This is a genomic window from Variovorax sp. 10N412, assembly GCF_056394985.1.
This window is the reverse complement of sequence record NZ_JBFTIO010000026.1, coordinates 26,949-45,557: the sequence shown is the minus strand read 5'-3', so window position 1 is coordinate 45,557 and position 18,609 is coordinate 26,949. Positions and strand designations below refer to the sequence as shown.

19 protein-coding genes are annotated in these 18,609 nt (G+C 66.5%); 5 read left to right on the top strand and 14 right to left on the bottom strand.

Going from position 1 to position 18,609, the window contains the following annotated elements:
* From AC1DJH_RS31870 to AC1DJH_RS31845, 6 genes are all read right to left on the bottom strand, one after another.
* Positions 1-339: YncE family protein (locus AC1DJH_RS31870; RefSeq protein ID WP_478188433.1), on the bottom strand; the 339-nt coding region annotated here is incomplete at its 3' end.
* Positions 340-432: 93 nt separating this feature from the next.
* On the bottom strand, positions 433-768 hold the full coding sequence (locus AC1DJH_RS31865; RefSeq protein ID WP_478188437.1) for a DUF305 domain-containing protein: 336 nt from the start codon (positions 766-768) through the stop codon (positions 433-435).
* 308 nt (positions 769-1,076) lie between these two features.
* Entirely contained in the window at positions 1,077-1,589 is a 513-nt protein-coding gene (gene msrA / locus AC1DJH_RS31860; RefSeq protein WP_478188432.1) for a peptide-methionine (S)-S-oxide reductase MsrA, read from the bottom strand.
* On the bottom strand, positions 1,586-2,035 hold the full coding sequence (msrB, locus tag AC1DJH_RS31855; RefSeq protein ID WP_435486045.1) for a peptide-methionine (R)-S-oxide reductase MsrB: 450 nt from the start codon (positions 2,033-2,035) through the stop codon (positions 1,586-1,588). Before msrB ends, msrA begins: the two co-directional genes overlap by 4 nt.
* Before the next feature lie 210 nt (positions 2,036-2,245).
* Entirely contained in the window at positions 2,246-2,458 is a 213-nt protein-coding gene (locus AC1DJH_RS31850; protein WP_478188431.1) for a hypothetical protein, read from the bottom strand.
* A gap of 84 nt (positions 2,459-2,542) precedes the next feature.
* A complete protein-coding gene (locus AC1DJH_RS31845; RefSeq protein WP_478188436.1) occupies positions 2,543-4,969 on the bottom strand; it encodes a catalase in 2,427 nt (808 codons plus the stop codon).
* Positions 4,970-5,111: 142 nt separating this feature from the next.
* Between AC1DJH_RS31845 and AC1DJH_RS31840 the strand changes: the two genes are divergently transcribed.
* The 3 genes from AC1DJH_RS31840 to AC1DJH_RS31830 all read left to right on the top strand — a co-directional run bounded on the left by AC1DJH_RS31840 (position 5,112) and on the right by AC1DJH_RS31830 (position 6,502).
* Complete coding sequence (locus AC1DJH_RS31840) at positions 5,112-5,909, top strand: Crp/Fnr family transcriptional regulator (RefSeq protein WP_478188430.1); 798 nt, start codon at positions 5,112-5,114, stop codon at positions 5,907-5,909.
* A complete protein-coding gene (locus AC1DJH_RS31835) occupies positions 5,902-6,120 on the top strand; it encodes a hypothetical protein (protein ID WP_435487880.1) in 219 nt (72 codons plus the stop codon). Before AC1DJH_RS31840 ends, AC1DJH_RS31835 begins: the two co-directional genes overlap by 8 nt.
* A gap of 148 nt (positions 6,121-6,268) precedes the next feature.
* Positions 6,269-6,502 carry a hypothetical protein gene (locus AC1DJH_RS31830; RefSeq protein ID WP_478188429.1) on the top strand — a complete coding sequence of 78 codons (234 nt, stop codon included), beginning with the start codon at positions 6,269-6,271 and terminating at the stop codon, positions 6,500-6,502.
* 170 nt (positions 6,503-6,672) lie between these two features.
* On the opposite strand, the gene AC1DJH_RS31825 is transcribed toward AC1DJH_RS31830, so the two are convergent.
* The 3 genes from AC1DJH_RS31825 to AC1DJH_RS31815 form a co-directional block, all read right to left on the bottom strand.
* Positions 6,673-7,023 (bottom strand): RNA recognition motif domain-containing protein, encoded by a 351-nt coding sequence (locus tag AC1DJH_RS31825; protein ID WP_478188428.1) that lies wholly within the window; start codon positions 7,021-7,023, stop codon positions 6,673-6,675.
* Between the two features lie 102 nt (positions 7,024-7,125).
* Positions 7,126-7,350, bottom strand: a complete 225-nt coding sequence (locus tag AC1DJH_RS31820; protein ID WP_435487882.1) for a hypothetical protein — start codon at positions 7,348-7,350, stop codon at positions 7,126-7,128.
* Positions 7,351-8,090: 740 nt separating this feature from the next.
* Positions 8,091-8,438 (bottom strand): hypothetical protein, encoded by a 348-nt coding sequence (locus AC1DJH_RS31815; RefSeq protein ID WP_478188427.1) that lies wholly within the window; start codon positions 8,436-8,438, stop codon positions 8,091-8,093.
* A gap of 590 nt (positions 8,439-9,028) precedes the next feature.
* Here AC1DJH_RS31815 and AC1DJH_RS31810 point away from each other — a divergent pair.
* On the top strand, positions 9,029-11,347 hold the full coding sequence (locus AC1DJH_RS31810; RefSeq protein ID WP_478188426.1) for an EAL domain-containing protein: 2,319 nt from the start codon (positions 9,029-9,031) through the stop codon (positions 11,345-11,347).
* Positions 11,348-11,607: 260 nt separating this feature from the next.
* On the opposite strand, the gene AC1DJH_RS31805 is transcribed toward AC1DJH_RS31810, so the two are convergent.
* Together AC1DJH_RS31805 and AC1DJH_RS31800 are read right to left on the bottom strand one after the other, a co-directional pair.
* Complete coding sequence (locus AC1DJH_RS31805; protein ID WP_478188425.1) at positions 11,608-13,200, bottom strand: ABC transporter substrate-binding protein; 1,593 nt, start codon at positions 13,198-13,200, stop codon at positions 11,608-11,610.
* Between the two features lie 76 nt (positions 13,201-13,276).
* Positions 13,277-14,080, bottom strand: a complete 804-nt coding sequence (locus tag AC1DJH_RS31800; RefSeq protein ID WP_478188424.1) for a MetQ/NlpA family ABC transporter substrate-binding protein — start codon at positions 14,078-14,080, stop codon at positions 13,277-13,279.
* Positions 14,081-14,251: 171 nt separating this feature from the next.
* Between AC1DJH_RS31800 and AC1DJH_RS31795 the strand changes: the two genes are divergently transcribed.
* Entirely contained in the window at positions 14,252-15,256 is a 1,005-nt protein-coding gene (locus tag AC1DJH_RS31795) for a DUF2891 domain-containing protein (protein WP_478188423.1), read from the top strand.
* A gap of 77 nt (positions 15,257-15,333) precedes the next feature.
* Here the strand turns inward: AC1DJH_RS31795 and AC1DJH_RS31790 are convergent, their stop codons facing one another.
* From AC1DJH_RS31790 to AC1DJH_RS31780, 3 genes are read right to left on the bottom strand one after another with little or no spacing between them, the layout of a single operon-like run.
* Complete coding sequence (locus AC1DJH_RS31790) at positions 15,334-16,290, bottom strand: aliphatic sulfonate ABC transporter substrate-binding protein (RefSeq protein WP_478188422.1); 957 nt, start codon at positions 16,288-16,290, stop codon at positions 15,334-15,336.
* A 20-nt stretch (positions 16,291-16,310) separates the two neighbouring features.
* Positions 16,311-17,567 carry an SfnB family sulfur acquisition oxidoreductase gene (locus AC1DJH_RS31785; protein WP_478188421.1) on the bottom strand — a complete coding sequence of 419 codons (1,257 nt, stop codon included), beginning with the start codon at positions 17,565-17,567 and terminating at the stop codon, positions 16,311-16,313.
* Entirely contained in the window at positions 17,564-18,589 is a 1,026-nt protein-coding gene (locus AC1DJH_RS31780) for an aldo/keto reductase (RefSeq protein WP_478188435.1), read from the bottom strand. Before AC1DJH_RS31780 ends, AC1DJH_RS31785 begins: the two co-directional genes overlap by 4 nt.
* Between the last annotated feature and the right edge of the window lie 20 nt (positions 18,590-18,609).

The window sequence follows — 18,609 nt, the reverse complement described above, 5'->3', positions numbered from 1 at the left end:
GATGAAGGTGACGGAGTTCGAGCCGATCGACACCACGGCCAGCGTGCGGTGGTCCGGCGAGAAGCCCATGCCGTGCACCAGCACCTGGCCCTTGTAGAGCGGGCTGAAGTTGCCGGGCGACGGGTCGCCCAGGCGAATCACGCCGAGCAGCTTGTTGTCGACCGGGTCGGTGACCGACACCGTGTTGGAGAACTGCTCGGCGGTGTAGACGCGGTCGCGGTGGCTCATGGGAACGTCGGCATTGGCGGCTGCGCCCGGCGCCTGGCCGGCCTGTGCGCAGGCGGCCGTGGCGGCCAGCGTGGTGGCGGCGAGCAGATGGGAGAGGCTGTGCTTTTTCATGGTGTCGCTCTGGGGGTTGATGCGTGGGTCGATGCGTGGGTTGATGCCTGATATGCGCGGGAACGGGCGTGAGCCGCGAGAACGGCGGCAGGCCTACATGCGGCCGGCCTGCGTGGGCGCAGGGGTAGAGGGCGGCAGCGGCTGGCCGAGCGAGAGGCGCATGGCGGCAATCTCCTGCTGTTGCTCGACGATGATTTCCTGGGCGATGCGGCGCAGCTGCTCGTTGCCGCTATGGCGCAACTCGGCCAGCGCCATGTCGATCGCGCCCTGGTGGTGGGCGATCATCATGTCGGCGAAGTCGCGGTCGACGTCGCCGGAGGGCTTGATGTTCATGCCGGCCATCATCTTGGTCATGGCGGCGTCGTTCTCCGCAGCGAAGCCGGCCTCGGCCGGGTCGCGGCTGGTGCAGATGTCCATCAGCCCGGCCATCGCGGCCGCGCTTGGGCTGCCGGGCGGCATGTGTGTCGCGGCAAGAGCCGCCGCGGCGCAGGCGATGGCCGCGGTGCCGGCAGCCAGTGCGCCGGGGCGCAGCGGGCCGCGTCTGAATTTCATCTGCATCGGTGTCCTCTTGGTGGATGGCACTGAGCCGTCACAGAGGTAGACACCGCGGCCGGGGGCTTATTCCGGCGGGGCGAAAAGAAATGCGTCGCCGGGCGTGCCGCTGCGCTGCGGCACCGCCGGGCCGGCCGGTCGCGTCAAGCCCCGACGCGGCCGGCGCAAGCCTCGTTCACAACAGGTCAGCGGGCTGCGTCTGCCCGCACCGGCAGCACCCAGCCAGGCCGGATGAAATGGCAGGTGTAGCCGTCGGGCCGGTGCTCCAGGTAGTCCTGGTGCTCCGGCTCGGCCTGCCAGAAGTCGCCTGCGGCAGCGACCTCGGTGACCACCTTGCCCGGCCACAGGCCCGAGGCGTCGACGTCGGCGATGGTGTCCAGCGCCACGCGCCGCTGCTCGTCGCTGGTGTAGTAGATCGCCGAGCGGTAGCTCAGCCCCACGTCGTTGCCCTGGCGGTTCTTCGTGCTCGGGTCGTGCAGCTGGAAGAAGAACTCCAGCAGCTTGCGAAAGCTGATGCGCTCGGGGTCGAACAGGATCTCGATCACCTCGGCATGGGTGCCGTGGTTGCGGTAGGTGGCGTTGGGCACGTCGCCGCCCGAATAGCCCACGCGGGTGGAAAGCACGCCGTCGTAGCGCCTGAAAAGCTGCTGCATGCCCCAGAAGCAGCCACCGGCGAGCACTGCGCGTTCTTGACTCATGAGATCTCCTTGACTTGGTCCAGATAGGCTTCGTAGCCCTCTTGCGCCATGCGGTCCCGGGGAACGAAGCGCAACGAGGCCGAGTTGATGCAATAGCGCAAGCCACCCTGCGCCTTGGGGCCGTCCGGGAACACATGGCCCAGGTGGCTGTCGCCCTGCGCCGACCTGACTTCGGTGCGAACCATGCCGAGGCTGGCGTCCTTCAGTTCACTGACGTGCGCCGGCTCGATCGGGCGGGTGAAGCTGGGCCAGCCGCAGCCGGACTCGTACTTGTCCGACGACGCGAACAGGGGCTCGCCCGACACCACGTCGACGTAGATGCCGGGCGCCTTGTTGTCCAGGTATTCACCGGTGCCGGGGCGCTCGGTGCCGTTCTGCTGGGTGACGCGGTACTGCTCGGGGCTCAGCCTGGCAATGGCGTCCGGGTCTTTTCGATAGTCGGGCATGGGGGTCCTTCAGAGGTTTCGGGCTCCAGCTATCTGGGTCCGTGCGTGTCGATATTCAACCGGTGCATGGATTTCACCCGAAATCGCCAGGCCCCGCAGCGAACGCGGTGTTCCAGACCCCACGATGCCGACGCGGCCTGCCCCTTGCCATCGGCCCAGCGCCTGATGACCCCAGTGGTCCAGTCGACGGGGCTCACTCCACCTTGCGATTCAGACGTCGACCCGACCCGTGGCCGAACCCGCCTCCAGGCGATGGTGGATCGCGCGGATCAATGCCGTGTCGTCGCTGCACGCGTCGGCCACGACCATCACCACACATGCTTCGCCGTTCAGACGAGCGTGCGTGGCTGCGTCCAACGCGGCGCGCACGCACGCAGCGATGGACAAGCCCTCGTCATGGGCAGGGATGGCGATACCGAGCATGCGGCGGCCTTCGCAAAGTGTCGTTGGCCGCCAGCGCGGCCTGGGCAAGGTCGACCCGCCTGCCGAGGCACTTCGGCAGGTGCATCAGGCGGTCTCGCCCATTGGCAGCGGCGGATTGGCCTCACGGGCGAAGTCCCTCGGTTTGCCAAGCGCATCGATGAACAGCGCCGTGGCCTCGGTCGCCGCGGCGGCCTCCGCCAGGATCAGCGCAGCGTCCGGTGACCCGTCCGCCAGGGTGAGCGGGATCTGCGCCTCGACGAGCAAGGCCTCGGACGCGCCCAGCACCAGGATCGGCTTGCAATGCCAGTACTGATCCCGCAGGAATTCGAGCGTGTGGGCATCCGCGGCGAGCGCTTCCACCCCGGCCGCGCCGTCGGGCAGGACCAAACCATCGAACAGGAAGCCAGGCGAGTTCTCCATGGTGGCATCGGCGTGGAATGTCTCGCCGCCGGCTGCGGTGTAGGTGCCCAGCCGGGGGGCGATCAGCCGCGGCACGGCGCCTTGGGCGAACAGTCCCGCCACCAGGGCCTGAAGCGATGCGCCTTCCACCCCTTGGGCGACCAGCACGGCGACCTTGCGCGTGCGGACGCTCCCGTCTCCCGGCCGCGCCAGCAGCGACAAGGCGGGCGAGTTCTGCACTTCGGCCGCCGCGGGTGTCTCGATCGCTGGAGGCAGCGCCTCGGGCAGCGCCATGCCGAGGTCTTGGGCCACCTGCGCAGCGAGCGACTCGGACGCATTGCGAAGCATCGCGACTGTGCGCTCCCGGATCGCAGGGACGGTGACCTTGGACAGCTCGAAGCGAAACGCCCGAGCGATGTGCGCCTTCTCGTCGTCCGTCTGGCTCTCGAAGAACAGGCGCGCCTGCGTGTAGTGGTCGGCGAATTTCTCGGGCTTGATGCGCACCTTGTCGGCGCTCTCATTGGCATCGATGCGTCGCGCCACGCTGGCAAAGCCTTGCGCCGCGCCCGCCTGGAAGGGGCAGCCGCCGGCGAGCGAATTGGGCTCATAGGCCACGCGTCCGCGGTGGATGGCCTGACGGTGCATGCCGTCTCGCTGGTTGTTGTGAACCTGGGCAATGGGCGCATTGATCGGCAGTTCGTGGAAATTCGGGCCGCCAAGCCGGCTGATCTGGGTGTCCACGTAGGAGTGGATGCGGCCTGCGAGCAACGGGTCGTTGGTGAAATCCAGGCCCGGCACGATGTGGGCCGTGCAGAACGCGACCTGTTCGGTCTCGGCAAAGAAATTGTCCGGGTTGCGGTTGAGCACCATGCGGCCCACGATCTGCACCGGCACGAGCTCCTCGGGGATCAGCTTGGTGGCGTCCAGGATGTCGAAGCTGAACTGCTCGGCCTGCGCTTCAGTGAAGATCTGCAGGCCCAGCTCCCATTCGGGGTACTCGCCCGCATCGATCGCCTCCCACAGGTCGCGCCGGTGGAAGTCCGGATCCGCACCGGAAATCTTGACTGCCTCCTCCCACACCAGCGAGTGAGTGCCCAGCTTCGGCTGCCAGTGGAACTTGACCAGCACCGACTCGCCCGCCTCGTTGACGAGCCGGAAGGTGTGTACGCCAAAGCCTTGCATCATCCGGTAGCTGCGCGGAATCGCGCGGTCCGACATCTGCCACATCAGCATGTGCGTGGACTCCGGCATGAGCGACACGAAATCCCAGAAGGTGTCGTGCGCACTGGCCGCCTGCGGCATCTGGTGATGAGGCTCGGGTTTGACAGCGTGGATCAGGTCCGGGAACTTGATCGCGTCCTGGATGAAGAACACCGGCATGTTGTTGCCCACGAGGTCCCAGTTGCCCTCGTCCGTATAGAACTTCACGGCAAAGCCGCGCACGTCGCGCGCGGTGTCCTTGGAGCCGCGCTCGCCAGCGACGGTCGAGAAGCGCACGAATACCGGTGTCACCTTGCCGGCCTCCTTGAAGGGCGCTGCCTTCGTGTACCGGGTGAGCGGCTCGTAGCACTCGAAGAATCCATGCGCGGCCGAGCCGCGCGCGTGCACGATGCGTTCGGGAATGCGCTCGTGGTCGAAGTGCGTGATCTTCTCGCGCAGGATGAAATCCTCCAGCAGGACCGGACCGCGCGCGCCCGCCTTCAGCGAGTTCTGGTTGTCGGCAACAGGCACGCCCTGGTTGGTCGTGAGCACCTGCCCGCTTGAATCGACGCGCACGTGATCGAGCGTGCCGATCGTCGCGTTGACACCTTCCACGGCGGCGGTGCCGACCTTGTCCGACGCGTTGGCCTCCGAGAGCGTGCTGCCCGTGGGCAGGCGCGAAGGCGAGCTCACGTGCAGGCCCACCGGCGCTTCCTGGCCATGGTTTTCGTGTTCGAAGGCTTTGTTCGAGTTCTCGGGCATGGACGCGGCAAGCGCCTGTGTGTCGATCGCCCTCTGCGCGGGTGCGTCGCCTGACCCGGCGGCAGCAGGGGCCGGTTGCGAAGGTGCGCTGTCGGTGTTTCGGGCGGCAGCTCGTGCGGCCACGAGCTCGGGGGTGGGTCTTTTGGCCATGATGGAATGTGGGGTTCGAGTGGCATGCGGCAACGGCGCCGACATGCAGCGTAGAGACCGCGCCGCGCCTCGTGCTGTAGGACGCAATCCCTCTGCACGGCAACCCCCAAATTCAGGTTCAATCTTGATCTGGGTTAATGCAATGACCTCCGACATGACGCACGATGGCGCCCTCGCCCGACCTATGCTGACCAAATCCGTCCTCCTGAACCGCGCCACCACGCTGCCCGATGCCGAGCGCGACCGGCTGGAGTCGGCCATCTCGAGCGTTCGGACATTCAACGCGGGTGAGATTGCGGTCCACCAGGACAGGCCGATCAACATCAGCCTGCTGCTCGTCGAAGGCTTCATGACACGGCACGTGGACGCACGCGATGGCAAGCGGCACCTTGTCGCCGTGCATGTGCCGGGCGATTTCGTCGACCTGCATGCGTTCACGCTGAAGCGGCTTGATCACGACGTGGGCGCGCTCACGGATGTGCGCGTCGCGGTCTTCACGCATGAAGCGCTCGAACAGATCCAGCATGACGACAGCGACCTGGCACGGCGCCTGTGGTTCATCACGATGCTCGATGCCGCGCAGCATCGCCAGTGGATCTATCGGCTGTCCAGCCTCACCGCGCTGCAACGAGTGGCTCATTTCTTATGCGAGACCCATGCCCGGTTGCTGGCGGTGGGCCGGTCTCGCGACCATGGGTTCTCGCTGCCGATGACGCAGTCGGACATCGGCGAGGTGTGCAGCCTGACGAACGTGCACGTCAACCGTGTCTTGCGGGACCTGCGCGAGATGAGGCTGTGCCAGGTGCGCTCATCGCAGGTGCAGATCCTCGACCTCGCCGGGTTGGTGAAGGCGGCGCTGTTCGAACCTGGATACCTTTATTTGAATGCGCGCGTGGCCGCCGAGGCGGTTGGGCAAACTGGAGAGTCCCATGATGGATAACAAGACCGCGCTTCATCCGCGCGAAGACGCGGGCGTGGCCACGGCGATCGATGGCGTGGTGGTACTGGATGGTCCCGACGGCGTGGCCGTCACCATGACCGCGGATGCCGCCACCCGGACGGCCGACAGCCTGCACGCCGCGGCGAACGAAGCCCGTCGGCACACAAGGCAGGGCCCCGACGCTGCACACGCCGTCGTCGGCGGGTCGTGAGCCTTGCTGCATCCGCAACGCCCATCCCGGACGGCCTGTGACGGTGATTCACGAGCGTGTCTCGCGTGCGAAGGCCTCGGGCCTGCGCAAAGCCGTGCGGCTGTTTCTCTTCTGAAGGCAATGGCCAACGTCCGGAGGCGTACGCCGCATGGCTAAGGATTTCTTGCGCAAGATCGAGCATGCGGCTCTTCCGATCGAGGTTCGAAATCCCCAGGACATTCGCAATGCTGCCATCTTGCGCGCTGCGGGGATGCTGGAGGCGATCCTGCCGCCGGAGCCGTTCGACGCTCACAGCACAGGCACCATCCTGCGCATCACGCCGCTGGGACGCGCAGAGCTCAGGCGCGGCACCGACGCGGGAGGCCGCGCAGGCCACACATAGGCGGCACGACTGGTGGACTGCGGGCCTTGTCCGTGCGCACGACGGCCGATCGGTGGCTCCTGAAGACATCTCGCGTGTGATGCATAGCGAGCTTCAGCGAGTCAGCGTCCGGCGAACGGACGAAAAAAACCGGCCCCGTCAGGCCGGTTTTTCAGAAGACATTCCCGGGGTCAGTAACGACCGCCGCCAAAGCCGCCATTGCCGTAGCCGACGTCCGAGCGTTTGGCTGTGCTGTAACCGGCCGCGCTGTAGCCACCCGAGCTGCTTCCCTCTTCGCGGGGACGGGCCAGGTTCACCACGATAGAGCGCCCATCGACGGACATCCCGTTCAGGCCGGTGATGGCGGCCTGAGCAACCTCGGCAGAGCCCATTTCCACAAATGCGAAGCCCTTGGAGCGGCCGCTTTCGCGATCCATCATGACCTTGGCCGAAGAAACCCGGCCGAACTCGGCAAAGTTGCTTTCCAGAATGGAATCGGTCACGGAAAAGGGCAGGTTGCCCACGTAAATTTTGACGCTCATGAAAAGAGCCTTTCTGAATGAAGGTGCGCGACGATTAGCGCGACGGTGGAACCAGGATCTTCGGATCGGGAGTCCGCAGCAACTGGCACAAGTGAGTGGGATCTATGCCGGTAGCGCATCAGCACTCAGCGGGTGAGGCATGCACGTTTGCAGCCACGCCTGCGTGACCGCAAGAAGCCGGGCAGCTTCGCGCGAGGCAAAGGCCTTGTCGAGCTGGAATACCCGACATGAGCTGCCATCGCTCCGAGATCGATGGACCGAGAAAGAGGCGCGAAAGCGGCCGCAGTCGGTCGGATGTGTCGCGGGCGAAACGACGAACTTGCCCATGGAAATGCCGATATTTGGAATCTAATTTGTCCGGGACCGCAGGTTTGAATCAACGTGCGTGAGCCAACTAGGAACTCGGTTGGCTGCAGCTCTACAGACCAACAGGCGACGACAGTCGCGACACAGGGCCTGCAGGGTGAGGGTGACCTCATGAACAGGCGTTGCGAGGAGGCACTGAGGCTGCCGTTGCAACGGCAACTATTATAACCCCCAGCAGCAATAGACGCCGCTCATTAATATTTTTGGTATTAAAGGGACGCGTCAGCCAGCCGCGGACATTCCCAAGAACCAACGCTTGCTGCATCTTCGTTGCACACCCACCGGGTCGACTCACCATGGCGCGCCGCGGTTGCAGTGTGCGGAGCCAACGTGTGCATCTGGGGCGGCTGTGCCTGCAGGAGCCTCGCCGCCGGTGGCCACCCCAAATATGCGCTTGCTGCCAAGCCGCTACCCGCGCCCCCCCGCAATGCGGACCCGACCGCGCCTACCGGGCGGACGGAGCGGCATTGACGTAGCAGCCGCCGCCCTCACCCGCCGCAGCGCGTCGCGCGCCAGGAGATAGGCTTCGATCTGCTTTTCGCCCATGACGATCAGGCCTTGCCGATGCGACGCCTTGACAGGGGACTGGCGGTTCGCCGAAAAGATTGAGCCGAAACCGGAAGACATGTTGACTCCTTTCCTCAAGCGGAACGTTGGACTACGGGTTACAAGGGCCGTCGCCGCACCTGACGGGTGCTTCCCTACTGCGGTCTTGCAGGCTCACGCGAAGCCGAGGACGAAGCCGAGGACGCAGCCGCGGAGCGGCCGAAGGCTGCCGTCTTGATCCTTGGCATCTGGAACCTCCAGCGCGGCGGGCGCGACTCGGGAAAGTCGAACTTCGAGAGCTCTTCGCGCCCCTTCTGGGTGACCGCAAGCACCTGGGCAGCAGGGTGCGACCCCGACAGGGTCTGGGAACCCGAAGAAGAGGGAACCAGTGCGACGACGAGGCCGGCGGCCCGAAGCACCCTGACGCTGTCGATGTCCTCGTTGCGGTAGAACGAAACGGGCAGTCGAGAGCCCGCAATTTGCCTGAGCAAGTTCATGGTCATTTCAGTACCTCCTTGTCGGTCGACCAAATTTCGACGGCAAGTAAGATAGACCTTCCTGCGGCAGATTTCAAGAGGTCGGACGCAGCGAGTGGCAGCCTCTCGCATGCGAAAAAAAGACCGGCCGCCCAGGCGCGCCATCGCAGCGTGTGGCCCAAGGTCCGTCGATGCAGGTGAGGCCTGCGTCCGCGACAAGTCTTTGACGCGACTTTCTTTCGTGTGCGATTCGGTTCGGCGCAGGTCGTACTCGACAGCTTGCCATTGCGCTCGGCGCCCAGCGCGATCTTCTGGATGGTGTGCGGCCGGTAGCCGTGCCCGGTGAACATCTGCGTGCGCGTGTAGACCACCTTGACGGGTCGCTTGAATTCGCTCCCATGAAGCGACCACTGCCATTCGCAGATCCGGCGGCATTGGCAACGACGACACAGCGGCAAGCACCGAAGCGCGGCACTCGGGCGTGCCACGTGCACATGGGCACGGCTGGTCGACGACGCAATGCAGCCCATGCCCGCTCGCAGCCCTCAATCTGATCCGGTCCTTTGGGCCCGCAACTGATCACACAGGCGGCGCAGTTTGCCGAGCAGACTCCCCGCATGGAACATGCCCCGGATCAGCGAATGTCTTGCAGCGATGGCGCGGTGCCCCTGTCTGCGGCGAGCCGCGTCCCGCCAGCTGCCGAACGCGCGCTCCACGACGTGCTTGATCGACTGGGGCCATCGGTTTTCGCTGGTCTGCTCGACGCCGATGGCGTTCTTCGCTACGCCAACCATGCGGCGCTGCGAGCCGTCGGCTGCACGCCGGAGCAGGTGATCGGCCGGCGCTTCGACACCACGCCCTGGTGGCAGGGGTGCGATTTGTCACGACAGCGGCTGCAGGGGGCATTGGCAAACGCCTTGCGCGGAGAGGCCTCGCGCTTCGATGCGCGCATCGTCACGGACGGTGTTCACACACTCGTCATGGATTTTTCGCTGCTGCCTCTGTATGGCCCTGATGGACGGGTGGTATGGCTCATACCTTCTGCGTGCGACGTCAGCGAGCGGGAGCAGGCCCAGCGCCAATTGCTGTTGACCCGCCATGCCGTTGAACAGGCCAACGATGCGCTGTTCCTGGTGGGGCCCGACAGTGCCTTTCACGATGCCAACGCAGCCGCCTGCCGACTGCTGGGCATGGACCGCCGACAGGTGCTGCGACTGCGCGTGGCGGACGTCGACACTCAGATGGAGGGGGCGGCATGGCCCCAGTGCTGGCGCCAGCTGAGCGAGCGAGGTTCGCTGCGCTTCGAGACCAGCGTTCGCCACAACGAGGGTCATGAGATTCCGGTCTCTGTCTCCGTCAGTCTTGTGACGAGTGACGGCGAGACTTTCGCACATGTCTGCATGGACGACTTGCGGGAGCGCCGAACTGCCGAACGCCGCATTCAGCAACTGCTGCGCTTCGACGAACTGACGGGTCTTCCGAACCGCCAGGGCCTCTTTGAAAGCTTGGTCGCCACGTTGCAGACCAGCGCCCAAACGGCGGTCCTGGTCGTGGAACTCGACCGCTTCAAGCGCATCAACGATGGCCTCGGCCTCCAGGTCGGCGACGCGGTGTTGCGTGAAATGGCACAGCGAATAATCGCCACCGTGCGCGGCGTCGACCTGGTGGCGCGCCGGGGCGGCGATGAGTTCGTGATCGTGATGCCCGCCCCTTCGGATTCGACGCTTCCCACGGCGCAAGCGCTGCTTGGGGCCATCGCCCAACCCCTGACGATCGAAGGCCACGAGATCCACCTGACCTGCAGCATCGGCGTCGCGGTGGCACCAGAAGACAGCGACAGCGCCGATCCATTGATACGCCGCGCCAATGCCGCGCTGCAACAGGCCAAGCGGCTGGGCCGCAACCAGGTCTGCGTCTACGCCGGCGCGGAGCACGATGACGACCCCGAACGGCTGACGCTGGAGACTGCGCTGCGCCATGCGCTGCGCGACGAGCAATTCGAACTGCACTACCAGCCACAAGTCGACTTGAAGCACGGACGCATCGTGGGCGTCGAGGCCCTGCTGCGCTGGCAGCACCCGACGCTGGGCAATATCGCCCCCGATCGTTTCATCCCCATCGCCGAAGAGACCGGCCTGATCGTCGCCATCGGTGACTGGGTATTGCGTTGCGCGATAGAACAGGCAGCGGCCTGGCAGCGTGCCGGGCTGCCGCCGCTGCGCATGGCGGTGAACCTGTCTGCGCGCCAGTTGGTGCAGCCTGACCTGGCATGGCGCATCGAAGGACTGCTCGCCGCGGCCGGGTTGGACCCCCGACTTTTTGGTGTCGAGGTGACCGAAAGCACGCTGATCGTCAATTTCAATCAAGCGGTACAACACCTGCAAGCGCTCCGGGCGCTGGGCGTCGAGGTCTCGCTCGACGACTTCGGCACTGGCTACTCAAGCCTGGGTTATCTGCGCCGTCTGCCAGTGGACGTGGTCAAGATCGACCGCTCGCTGGTGCCGGACGTGGCGGCACCGGCTGACGATGTGTCGATCACGCGAGCCATCATCACCATGGCGCACCGGCTGCAGATGAAGGTGCTTGCCGAAGGCGTCGAGAGCGAAGGCCAGGCAGCCTCGCTGGCCGCCAACCGATGCGACCAGATGCAAGGATATTGGTTCAGCGCCGCAGTGACGGCTGCCCAGATCGAGACGATGCTGCTCGAGGGACGTCAGGTTGATCCTGTGCTGCTCGGACAAGGCTCCGCGCAGCGTACCTTGCTGCTGGTTTGCAGCGATGAGAGCAACGTCGCAGCGCTGCGCCGGCATCTGCTCACCGACGGCTGGCAGGTACTCGACGCCCCCGACGCCGAGCAGGCACGGCAGCTTATGTCACGGCAACAGGTGGACGCGGTCCTTTCGGAGCACCGTATGCCGAAAACGGCCGGCCTGTAAATGCTGGGTGGGGACAAGGAGCATTGCTTGCCGCCCAAAATCGACCCAGTGTTGGATTCCGCCGCTCTTTGACCCTAGATTGCCGCTCGCGCTGCGCGACGCTCTTCTCGACGGGCTCAATGTCATGGGCGGGTGCTGCCGCCTCTGGCAGCCAAGGCCGAACGAGCGTGCATCAGCCGCTGCTACGCCGCCGAGTCGCTGCGCCCTTGCCGATCCCCCTGCCCCACTTCACACAACGCGACCAATCCGCCGCGCTCAGGTCAAGGCCGGAAATACAGATCGGAGAAACTCCCGCGAATGTGTTCGCCCGTCGGTGCGTAATCGCGCACCTTCTTCGCCGCCACCGTGATAGCCGGGTTGGCCCCCAGCTCGATCGACGGAATGTCCCGATGCACCGCCTGCTGGAAGTCGATGAAGAGCTGCCGGCGCCGGGCCTCGTCCACCTCGACGGCGGCCGCTTCCAGCAGCCTGTCGACCTCCGGGTTCACGTAGTGCGCCGCGTTGGAAAAAGGCAGCCCGATCTTGAAGTTCTTCGACCAGAACACGCGCTGCACGCCCACCGTGGGGTCGAACAGGTTCGTCAGGCTCTCCAGCGTGATGTCGAAGGCGCGCTCGGTGTAGGCCTTGGTGACGTAGGTGGCGAAGTCGTAGCTTTCCACCGCCGCGTCGATGCCGATGCGCCCTAGCGACTGCCGCACGAAGTCGGCGGCGCGCCGCTCCTGGAAGGGGTTGTAGAGCACGCGCAGCTTCAGCCGGATGCCGCCCGCGCCTCGCTTGAAGCCCGCTGCGTCCAGCAGTGCCTCGGCCTCCTTCGGGTTGAAGGGGTAAGGCTGGATGCTCGCGTCGTGGTAGCGGCCGATGCCCTTGCCGATGGGCGATGCGGACAAGGTGCCGTAGCCGTACCAGACGGTCTTGGCGAAGGCGTTCACGTCGATGGCCTGCGCAATGGCGCGCCGCACCTCGATCTTCTGCAGCGCCGGCGTGTCCAGGTTGAAATAGATCTGCTGGTGGCTGCCCAGGTACGGCGAGATGCGCGTGTCGATCTGCACGCCCGGCAGCTTGCCGAAGCGCTCCACGTCCGACAGCGGAATGCCGCCCGTGCCGTTGGCCAGGTCGGCCGCGCCCGACTCCAGCGCGGCCGCACGCGCCGCCGAGTCGAGCACGAAGCGCACCACCACCCGGTCGAGATAGGGCTTGGGCTTGTCCCAGTAGTCCGGGTTGCGCTCCAGGATGATGTGGCTGCCCTGCACCCACTCCTTGAAGACGAAGGGGCCGGTGCCCACGGGCGCGCTGTTGTACTTGTTCGACGCGATGTCCGTGCCCTCGTACAGGTGCTTGGGCACGATCGGCGATTCGGTTGAGGCCAGCGCGGTCAGCAAGAACGGCGACGGCTTGCTCAGCACGATGACGGCCGTGTGCGGGTCCGGCGTCTTCACGTCCACCACGTTGGCGAAGGTGCCGCGCCCGCGCGGGTGCACCTGCTTGAGCGTGAGGATCGAGAACGCGACGTCGGCCGAGGTGAAATCTTTTCCGTCGTGCCACTTCACGCCCTTGCGCAGCGCGAAGGTGTATTGCAGGCCGTCCTTGCTCTGCGACCAGGCGGTGGCCAGCAGCGGCTTGGGCTTGAGGTCGTAGTCGTAGGTGAGCAGCCCCTCGACGATCTTCGGGCCGATCTCGGCATTGCCGCCGGCCGTGGTGGTGAGCGGCACGATCGATGCGGGCACCGGGTTGACCAGCCAGGTCAGTGTGCCGCCCGCGCGCGGCTGCGCCGCCACCGTCCATGCGGTGAAGACCGCGAGCACGGCAACCGCCGCGTGGCGCACGACCGAGCGTGCCCCTTTCCATTGCTTCATGTGAACCTGTCGCTGTTGTGTGGAGTCGAGAGTCGAAAAATCCCGGTGCCCTCACGCCGGGAGACGCGCGCGGCGCTCAGAACGCGGGAATGACCGCGCCCTTGTATTTGTCCTGGATGAACTTGCGCACCTCCGGCGTGTGCAAGGCCGCCACCAGTTTCTTCACCGCCGGCGAGGCCGCGTTGTCCTTGCGCGCCGCGATGAAGTTGGCGTAGGGCGAGTTCTGGCCACTCTCGATGAAGAGCGCGTCCTTGGCCGGATCGAGCTTGGCTTCGAGCGCGTAGTTGGTGTTGATCAGCGCCAGGTCGACGTCGGGCAGCGCGCGCGGCAGCTGGGCGGACTCGAGTTCGCGGATCACCAGCTTCTTCGGGTTCGACACGATGTCGCGCGCGGTCGACTTGATGTTCGACGCGTCCTTCAGCGTGATGAGGCCCTGCTTGGCCAGCAGGGACAGCGCGCGGCCCGAGTTCGACGGGTCGCTCGGTATCGCGATGACGGCGCCGTCGCGCAACTCCGACGTCTTCTTGATCTTCTGCGAGTACGCGCCGAAGGGCTCGATGTGCACGTCGCTGTTCGGCACTTCGACGATGTCGGTCTTGCGGTCCTTGTTGAAGGAGTCGAGGTAGGGCCGGTTCTGGAAGAAGTTGGCGTCCAGTTGCTTGTCGCTCACCGCGAGGTTGGGCTGCACGTAGTCGTTGAAGACCTTGACCTCCAGATCCACGCCCTGCGCCTTGAGCTGCGGGCGAATGAACTCGAGGATCTCGGCGTGCGGCACCGGCGAGGCGGCCACGCGCAGCGCTTCCTGCGCGTGCACGGAGGCCCCCAGGCCGGCGACAGCCAGCACCATCACGGACAGCGCGCGTTGAAATGGAATCGTCATCGTTAAGTTCCCTCGAAGAAAGTTGGTGTAACGCCGCGCAGGTTAGTGGCGTGGCGTGCGCCGCCCAAGCGATGAATTGGCGGTTGCTTATCTGTTTTGGGAGCAAGGCCGCGTGCAAGGCTCGCCACGGTCTGCGACGATGCATGGCAACGAAAACAATGGAAGCACCCGATGCCACAGACCCTTACCGCGGACATGGCCGCACGCTTCGCCGACATCGCACTCGGCCATGTCACCCGCGAGTACCCCAACAAGCCCGACCACACGCTGGCAGGGCCGCTGGACGCGCGCACCCCGAGCGACATGCACCCGGTGTTCTACGGCAGCTACGACTGGCATTCCTGCGTGCACGGTTACTGGATGCTTGCGTATCTGCTGCGGCGCTTTCCGGGCATTGCGCCGGCAGAAAAAATCGAGCGCCTGTTCGACCAGCAGTTCGTTCACGACAAGGTCGCGGTCGAATGCGCCTACCTGGCGCAACCCACGGCCCGCGGTTTCAAGCGCCCCTACGGTTGGGGCTGGCTGCTCAAACTGGCCTCGGAGTTGGCGCAGCATTCCACGCCGCGGTGGGCCATCGCACTGGCCCCGCTGGCCGAGGTGTTCGCGCAGCGCTACCGCGACTTCCTGCCCCTGTCCATCTATCCTGTGCGCGTCGGCACGCACTTCAATACCGCCTTCGGCCTTCGCATGGCCGCCGACTATGCGCAGGTGACGTCCGACACCGCACTGGCCGACCTGCTGCTGGGCACCGGCCGGCGCTGGTACGGCGATGACACCGATTGCCCGGCCTGGGGCGAACCCAGCGGCGACGACTTCCAGTCTTCCGCACTGATCGAGGCCGAATGCATGCGGCGCCTTCTGCCGGCCGCCGAATTCATTCCCTGGCTGGACCGCTTCCTGCCGCGCATCGCCACGCAGGCGCCGGCCACCCTCTTCCGCCCGGCCAGCGTTTCCGATCGCACCGACGGCAAGCTCGCGCACCTCGACGGCCTGAACCTCAGCCGCGCCTGGTGCTGGCGCAGCATCGCGTCGGCGCTGCCCGGCGGCGATGCGCGCCGTGCAGTCGCGCTGCAGGCGGCCGACGACCATCTCGCCGCGGGGCTGCCCCACATCGCCGGCGACTACATGGGCGAGCATTGGCTCGCGAGCTTCGCGGTGCTGGCGCTGGAGGCCTGAGCCTCAGGTCGTCGTTCCCGTTCGGCGTGAGTGCGCCCTGAGCAACAGCGCAAGGGCCGACTGCGGCTCGGTCCCGTTCACGCCGCGCCCGACCACACGGCGTTGCGCACCTCGACCGCCCTGGGCAGCACACCGAGCTTGACCAGCCGGTCGGCCGTGCGCTGCTGCGAATCCAGGATCGCGGGCGTCAGCGGCCCCACGTCGAAGCCGGCGTTGGCATTCACCTCGGCCACCACATCGAGCGGCATGCCGGTCGCCGCCGACAGCGACTTCGTGACCTCCCCCAGGTTTCGCCTGGCCCAGTCGCCGGCCTCGGCGGAGCCGTCGACCAGCGCCTTCACATGCTGGGGCCAGGCTTTTGCGAACTCGGTGTTGGCCAGCAGGAAGCCCGCGCTGTCCTTCAGCACATCGCCCTGGTAGGCCACCACACGGGTCTTGTTGCGCCGCTGGGCGATGGTGAAGTACGGGTCCCAGATGGCCCAGGCGTCGATGTCGCCGCCGTCGAAGGCGAAGGCCGCGTCCGCCGCGCTCAGGCCGATGCTGGTCACGGCCTTGATGTCCAGGCCCCGGCTCTCCAGCGCGGCGGCCACGAGGTTGTGCGAGCTCGAACCCTTGGCGTAGCCGATGCGACGGCCCTTCAGGTCCGCGATGCCGCGAATGGGCGAGCCGTCTTTCACCAGGATGCCTTCCGAGCGCGGCGTCGACGGCTGCGCCGCCACATAGGCCACGCGTCCCCCCGAGGCCTGCAGGAAGATGCAGCCCACGTTGCCGGCATTGCCGAAGGCGACGTCGCCGGTGTCCATGGCCTGCAGCAGGTTCAGGCCCGAGGTGAACTCGGCCCACTCGACGCGGATGCCCAGAGGCTCGAAGCGTTTTTCGAACACCTTCAGTTGGCGCGCCACCAGCGGAATGCCGGTCTTCTGGAAGCCCAGCGTCAGCGTCGAGCCCTTGAAGCCGCTGGCGCTCCAGGCGCGGGCAGAGAGGCCGAAGGAAGCGGCGCCGGCCGCGAGGGCGAAATGTCTTCGGGAGATCATGGTGCGAGGGGTGTGTGAAGTCAGAGCGCGCCGGCGCTCTCGGGGCCGATGCTGTTGAGCAGGTGGTCGCCCACCACGGTGAGCTTGTGGCGCACCGGGTCGTGCAGCGTGTGCACCCGTGCGTTGCGCCAGTGGCGGTCGAAGGCGTGCGGGTGCTGCGCCGAGCGCGTGCCGCACAGCTCGAAGAGCTTGCTCGACGCATGCAGCGCCACCTCGGACGTGAGCCACTTGGCCTCGGCCACCGCCAGCGACGCGGCCGCCCTGCGCGGCTTGTCGGGCTCGGCGATGGCGGCGTCCACCGCCAGGCCCGCGCGCAGCGTCATCGCCTCGGCGGCATGGATGCGGGTCTGGATCTCGCCGACCTGCGCGATCACCAGCGCGTCGGTCACCGCGCGCGGCGCGCCTGCCGGCTGGCTGATGGACGACTGCTCGCGCAGAAAGCGCACCGTGTCGTCCAGCGCCGCCTGCGCAATGCCCAGGTCGATGCCCACGTGGCTGAGCTGCGACACGGCGCCCATCGGCTGCTCGCTGTAGGCGCGGTGGATGGGCAGCACGCACAGCTCGGGCACCTCGACGCGGTCGAGCCGCACGCGCCCGCTGGCGGTGGTGCGCTGGCCGAAGCTCTGCCAGTCGTCCTCGATCGTGAGGCCCGGCGTGCCCGCCGGAATGATGGCGACCGTTTTCTCGCCCGCCTCGTTCTGGCCGATGACCGTGACGTAGTGGGCGAAGAGCGCGCCCGTCGCGTAGACCTTCTCGCCGCTGAGCACATGGCCGCGCGCGGCGCGCGCGATGACGGTGGGCTGCACGCCCTGGACTCCCTGGACGCCCTCAACAGGCGCCGCGTCGACGTTGGCATTGCCGAAGCGGCAGCCACGAAGGATCTCGCCGAGGAAGAAGTCCTTCTGCGCCGCGCTACCGACGGTCGAGAGCCAGAACACCGCGCTGTTGTGGTTCTGCTGGATCTGGCCGATCGACGCGTCCGCGGCCGACAGGATGGCGAACACCTGCGCCACCGTCGCATACGACACGCCCGCGCCGCCGTGGTCGCGCGGCACGTTCATGGCCCACAGGCCTGCGCCCGACACCACGTCGAGTTCCTGCTCGGGCAGGATGCGCTCGCGGTCCCGCAGCGCCGCGCCGTCGGCCAGCAACCGGGCGATGCGGCGGGCCGCGTCGAGCACATCGGCGTCGTTTCGCAGCAACTGCGCCACCCGTATCTCGCGCGCGGTGCGGTGGCCGGCGCCGCGCTTGCTCACCGAAGCCAGCACGGCGCTCATGCGTTGGCGCGATGCCGCGGTAGCCGCCCGAAGAACGGATGGCTCGGGTCGTTGAATCCGGGCAGCGACGCGTGCCCGGTGGTCACCAGTGCATCGACCAGCGCCTCGTCTTCCTCGGTGAAGCGGTACTGCAGCGCGGGCACGTAGTCTTCCCATTGTTCCAGCGTGCGCGGACCGGCGATGGCCGAGGTGATCAGCCGGTTGTTCAGCACCCAGGCCAGCGCGAACTGGCCGGGCGTGATGCCGCGCCCCTCGACGTGCTGCTTCACGCGTTGGGCGATTTCCAGCGATTCGGGCCGCCATTCGGTCTGCAGGATGCGCTTGTCGTCGCGTCCGGCGCGCGTGCCCGGTGGCGGCGCCTTGCCAGGCTCGTACTTGGCCGTGAGCACGCCGCGCGCCAGCGGGCTGTAAGACACCACGCCCAGGCCGTAGTACTCTGCCGCGGGCAGGTGCTCGGCCTCGATCTGCCGGTTCGCCAGGTTGTAGAGCGGCTGGCTCGCGGCCGGACGGTCGACGTTCAGCGCATCGGCCGTGCGCGCGAACTCCGCGATCTTCCAGGCGGGGTGGTTCGACAGGCCGTAGCTGCGCAGCTTGCCCGCGCGAATCAGGTCGCCCAGCGCGCGCACGGTTTCGGCCACCGGCGTGGCACGGTCTTCGCGGTGCAGGTACAGCAGGTCGATGTGGTCGGTGCCCAGGCGCTTCAGGCTGGCCTCGACCGACTGCACGATGCCGTGGCGCCCGGTGCTCTTGTTGTTGGGGCCCGCAATGTCGGGGTCGGCGTTGGCGAACTTGGTCGCCACCACCCAGCGGTTGCGGTGGGCGGCCACCAACTGGCCCACCACCGTTTCCGATTCACCCTTGTTGTAGGCGTTGGCGGTGTCGATGAAGTTCACGCCCTGCTCCAGCGCACGGTCGGTGATGCGCTGCGCCGTGGCACGGTCGGTCTGGCCGCCGAACATCATGGTGCCCAGGGTCAGAGGCGACACGAGGATGCCGCTGCGGCCGAGGGGTCGGTAGTCGATGGTGCTCATGAAGGAAAAAC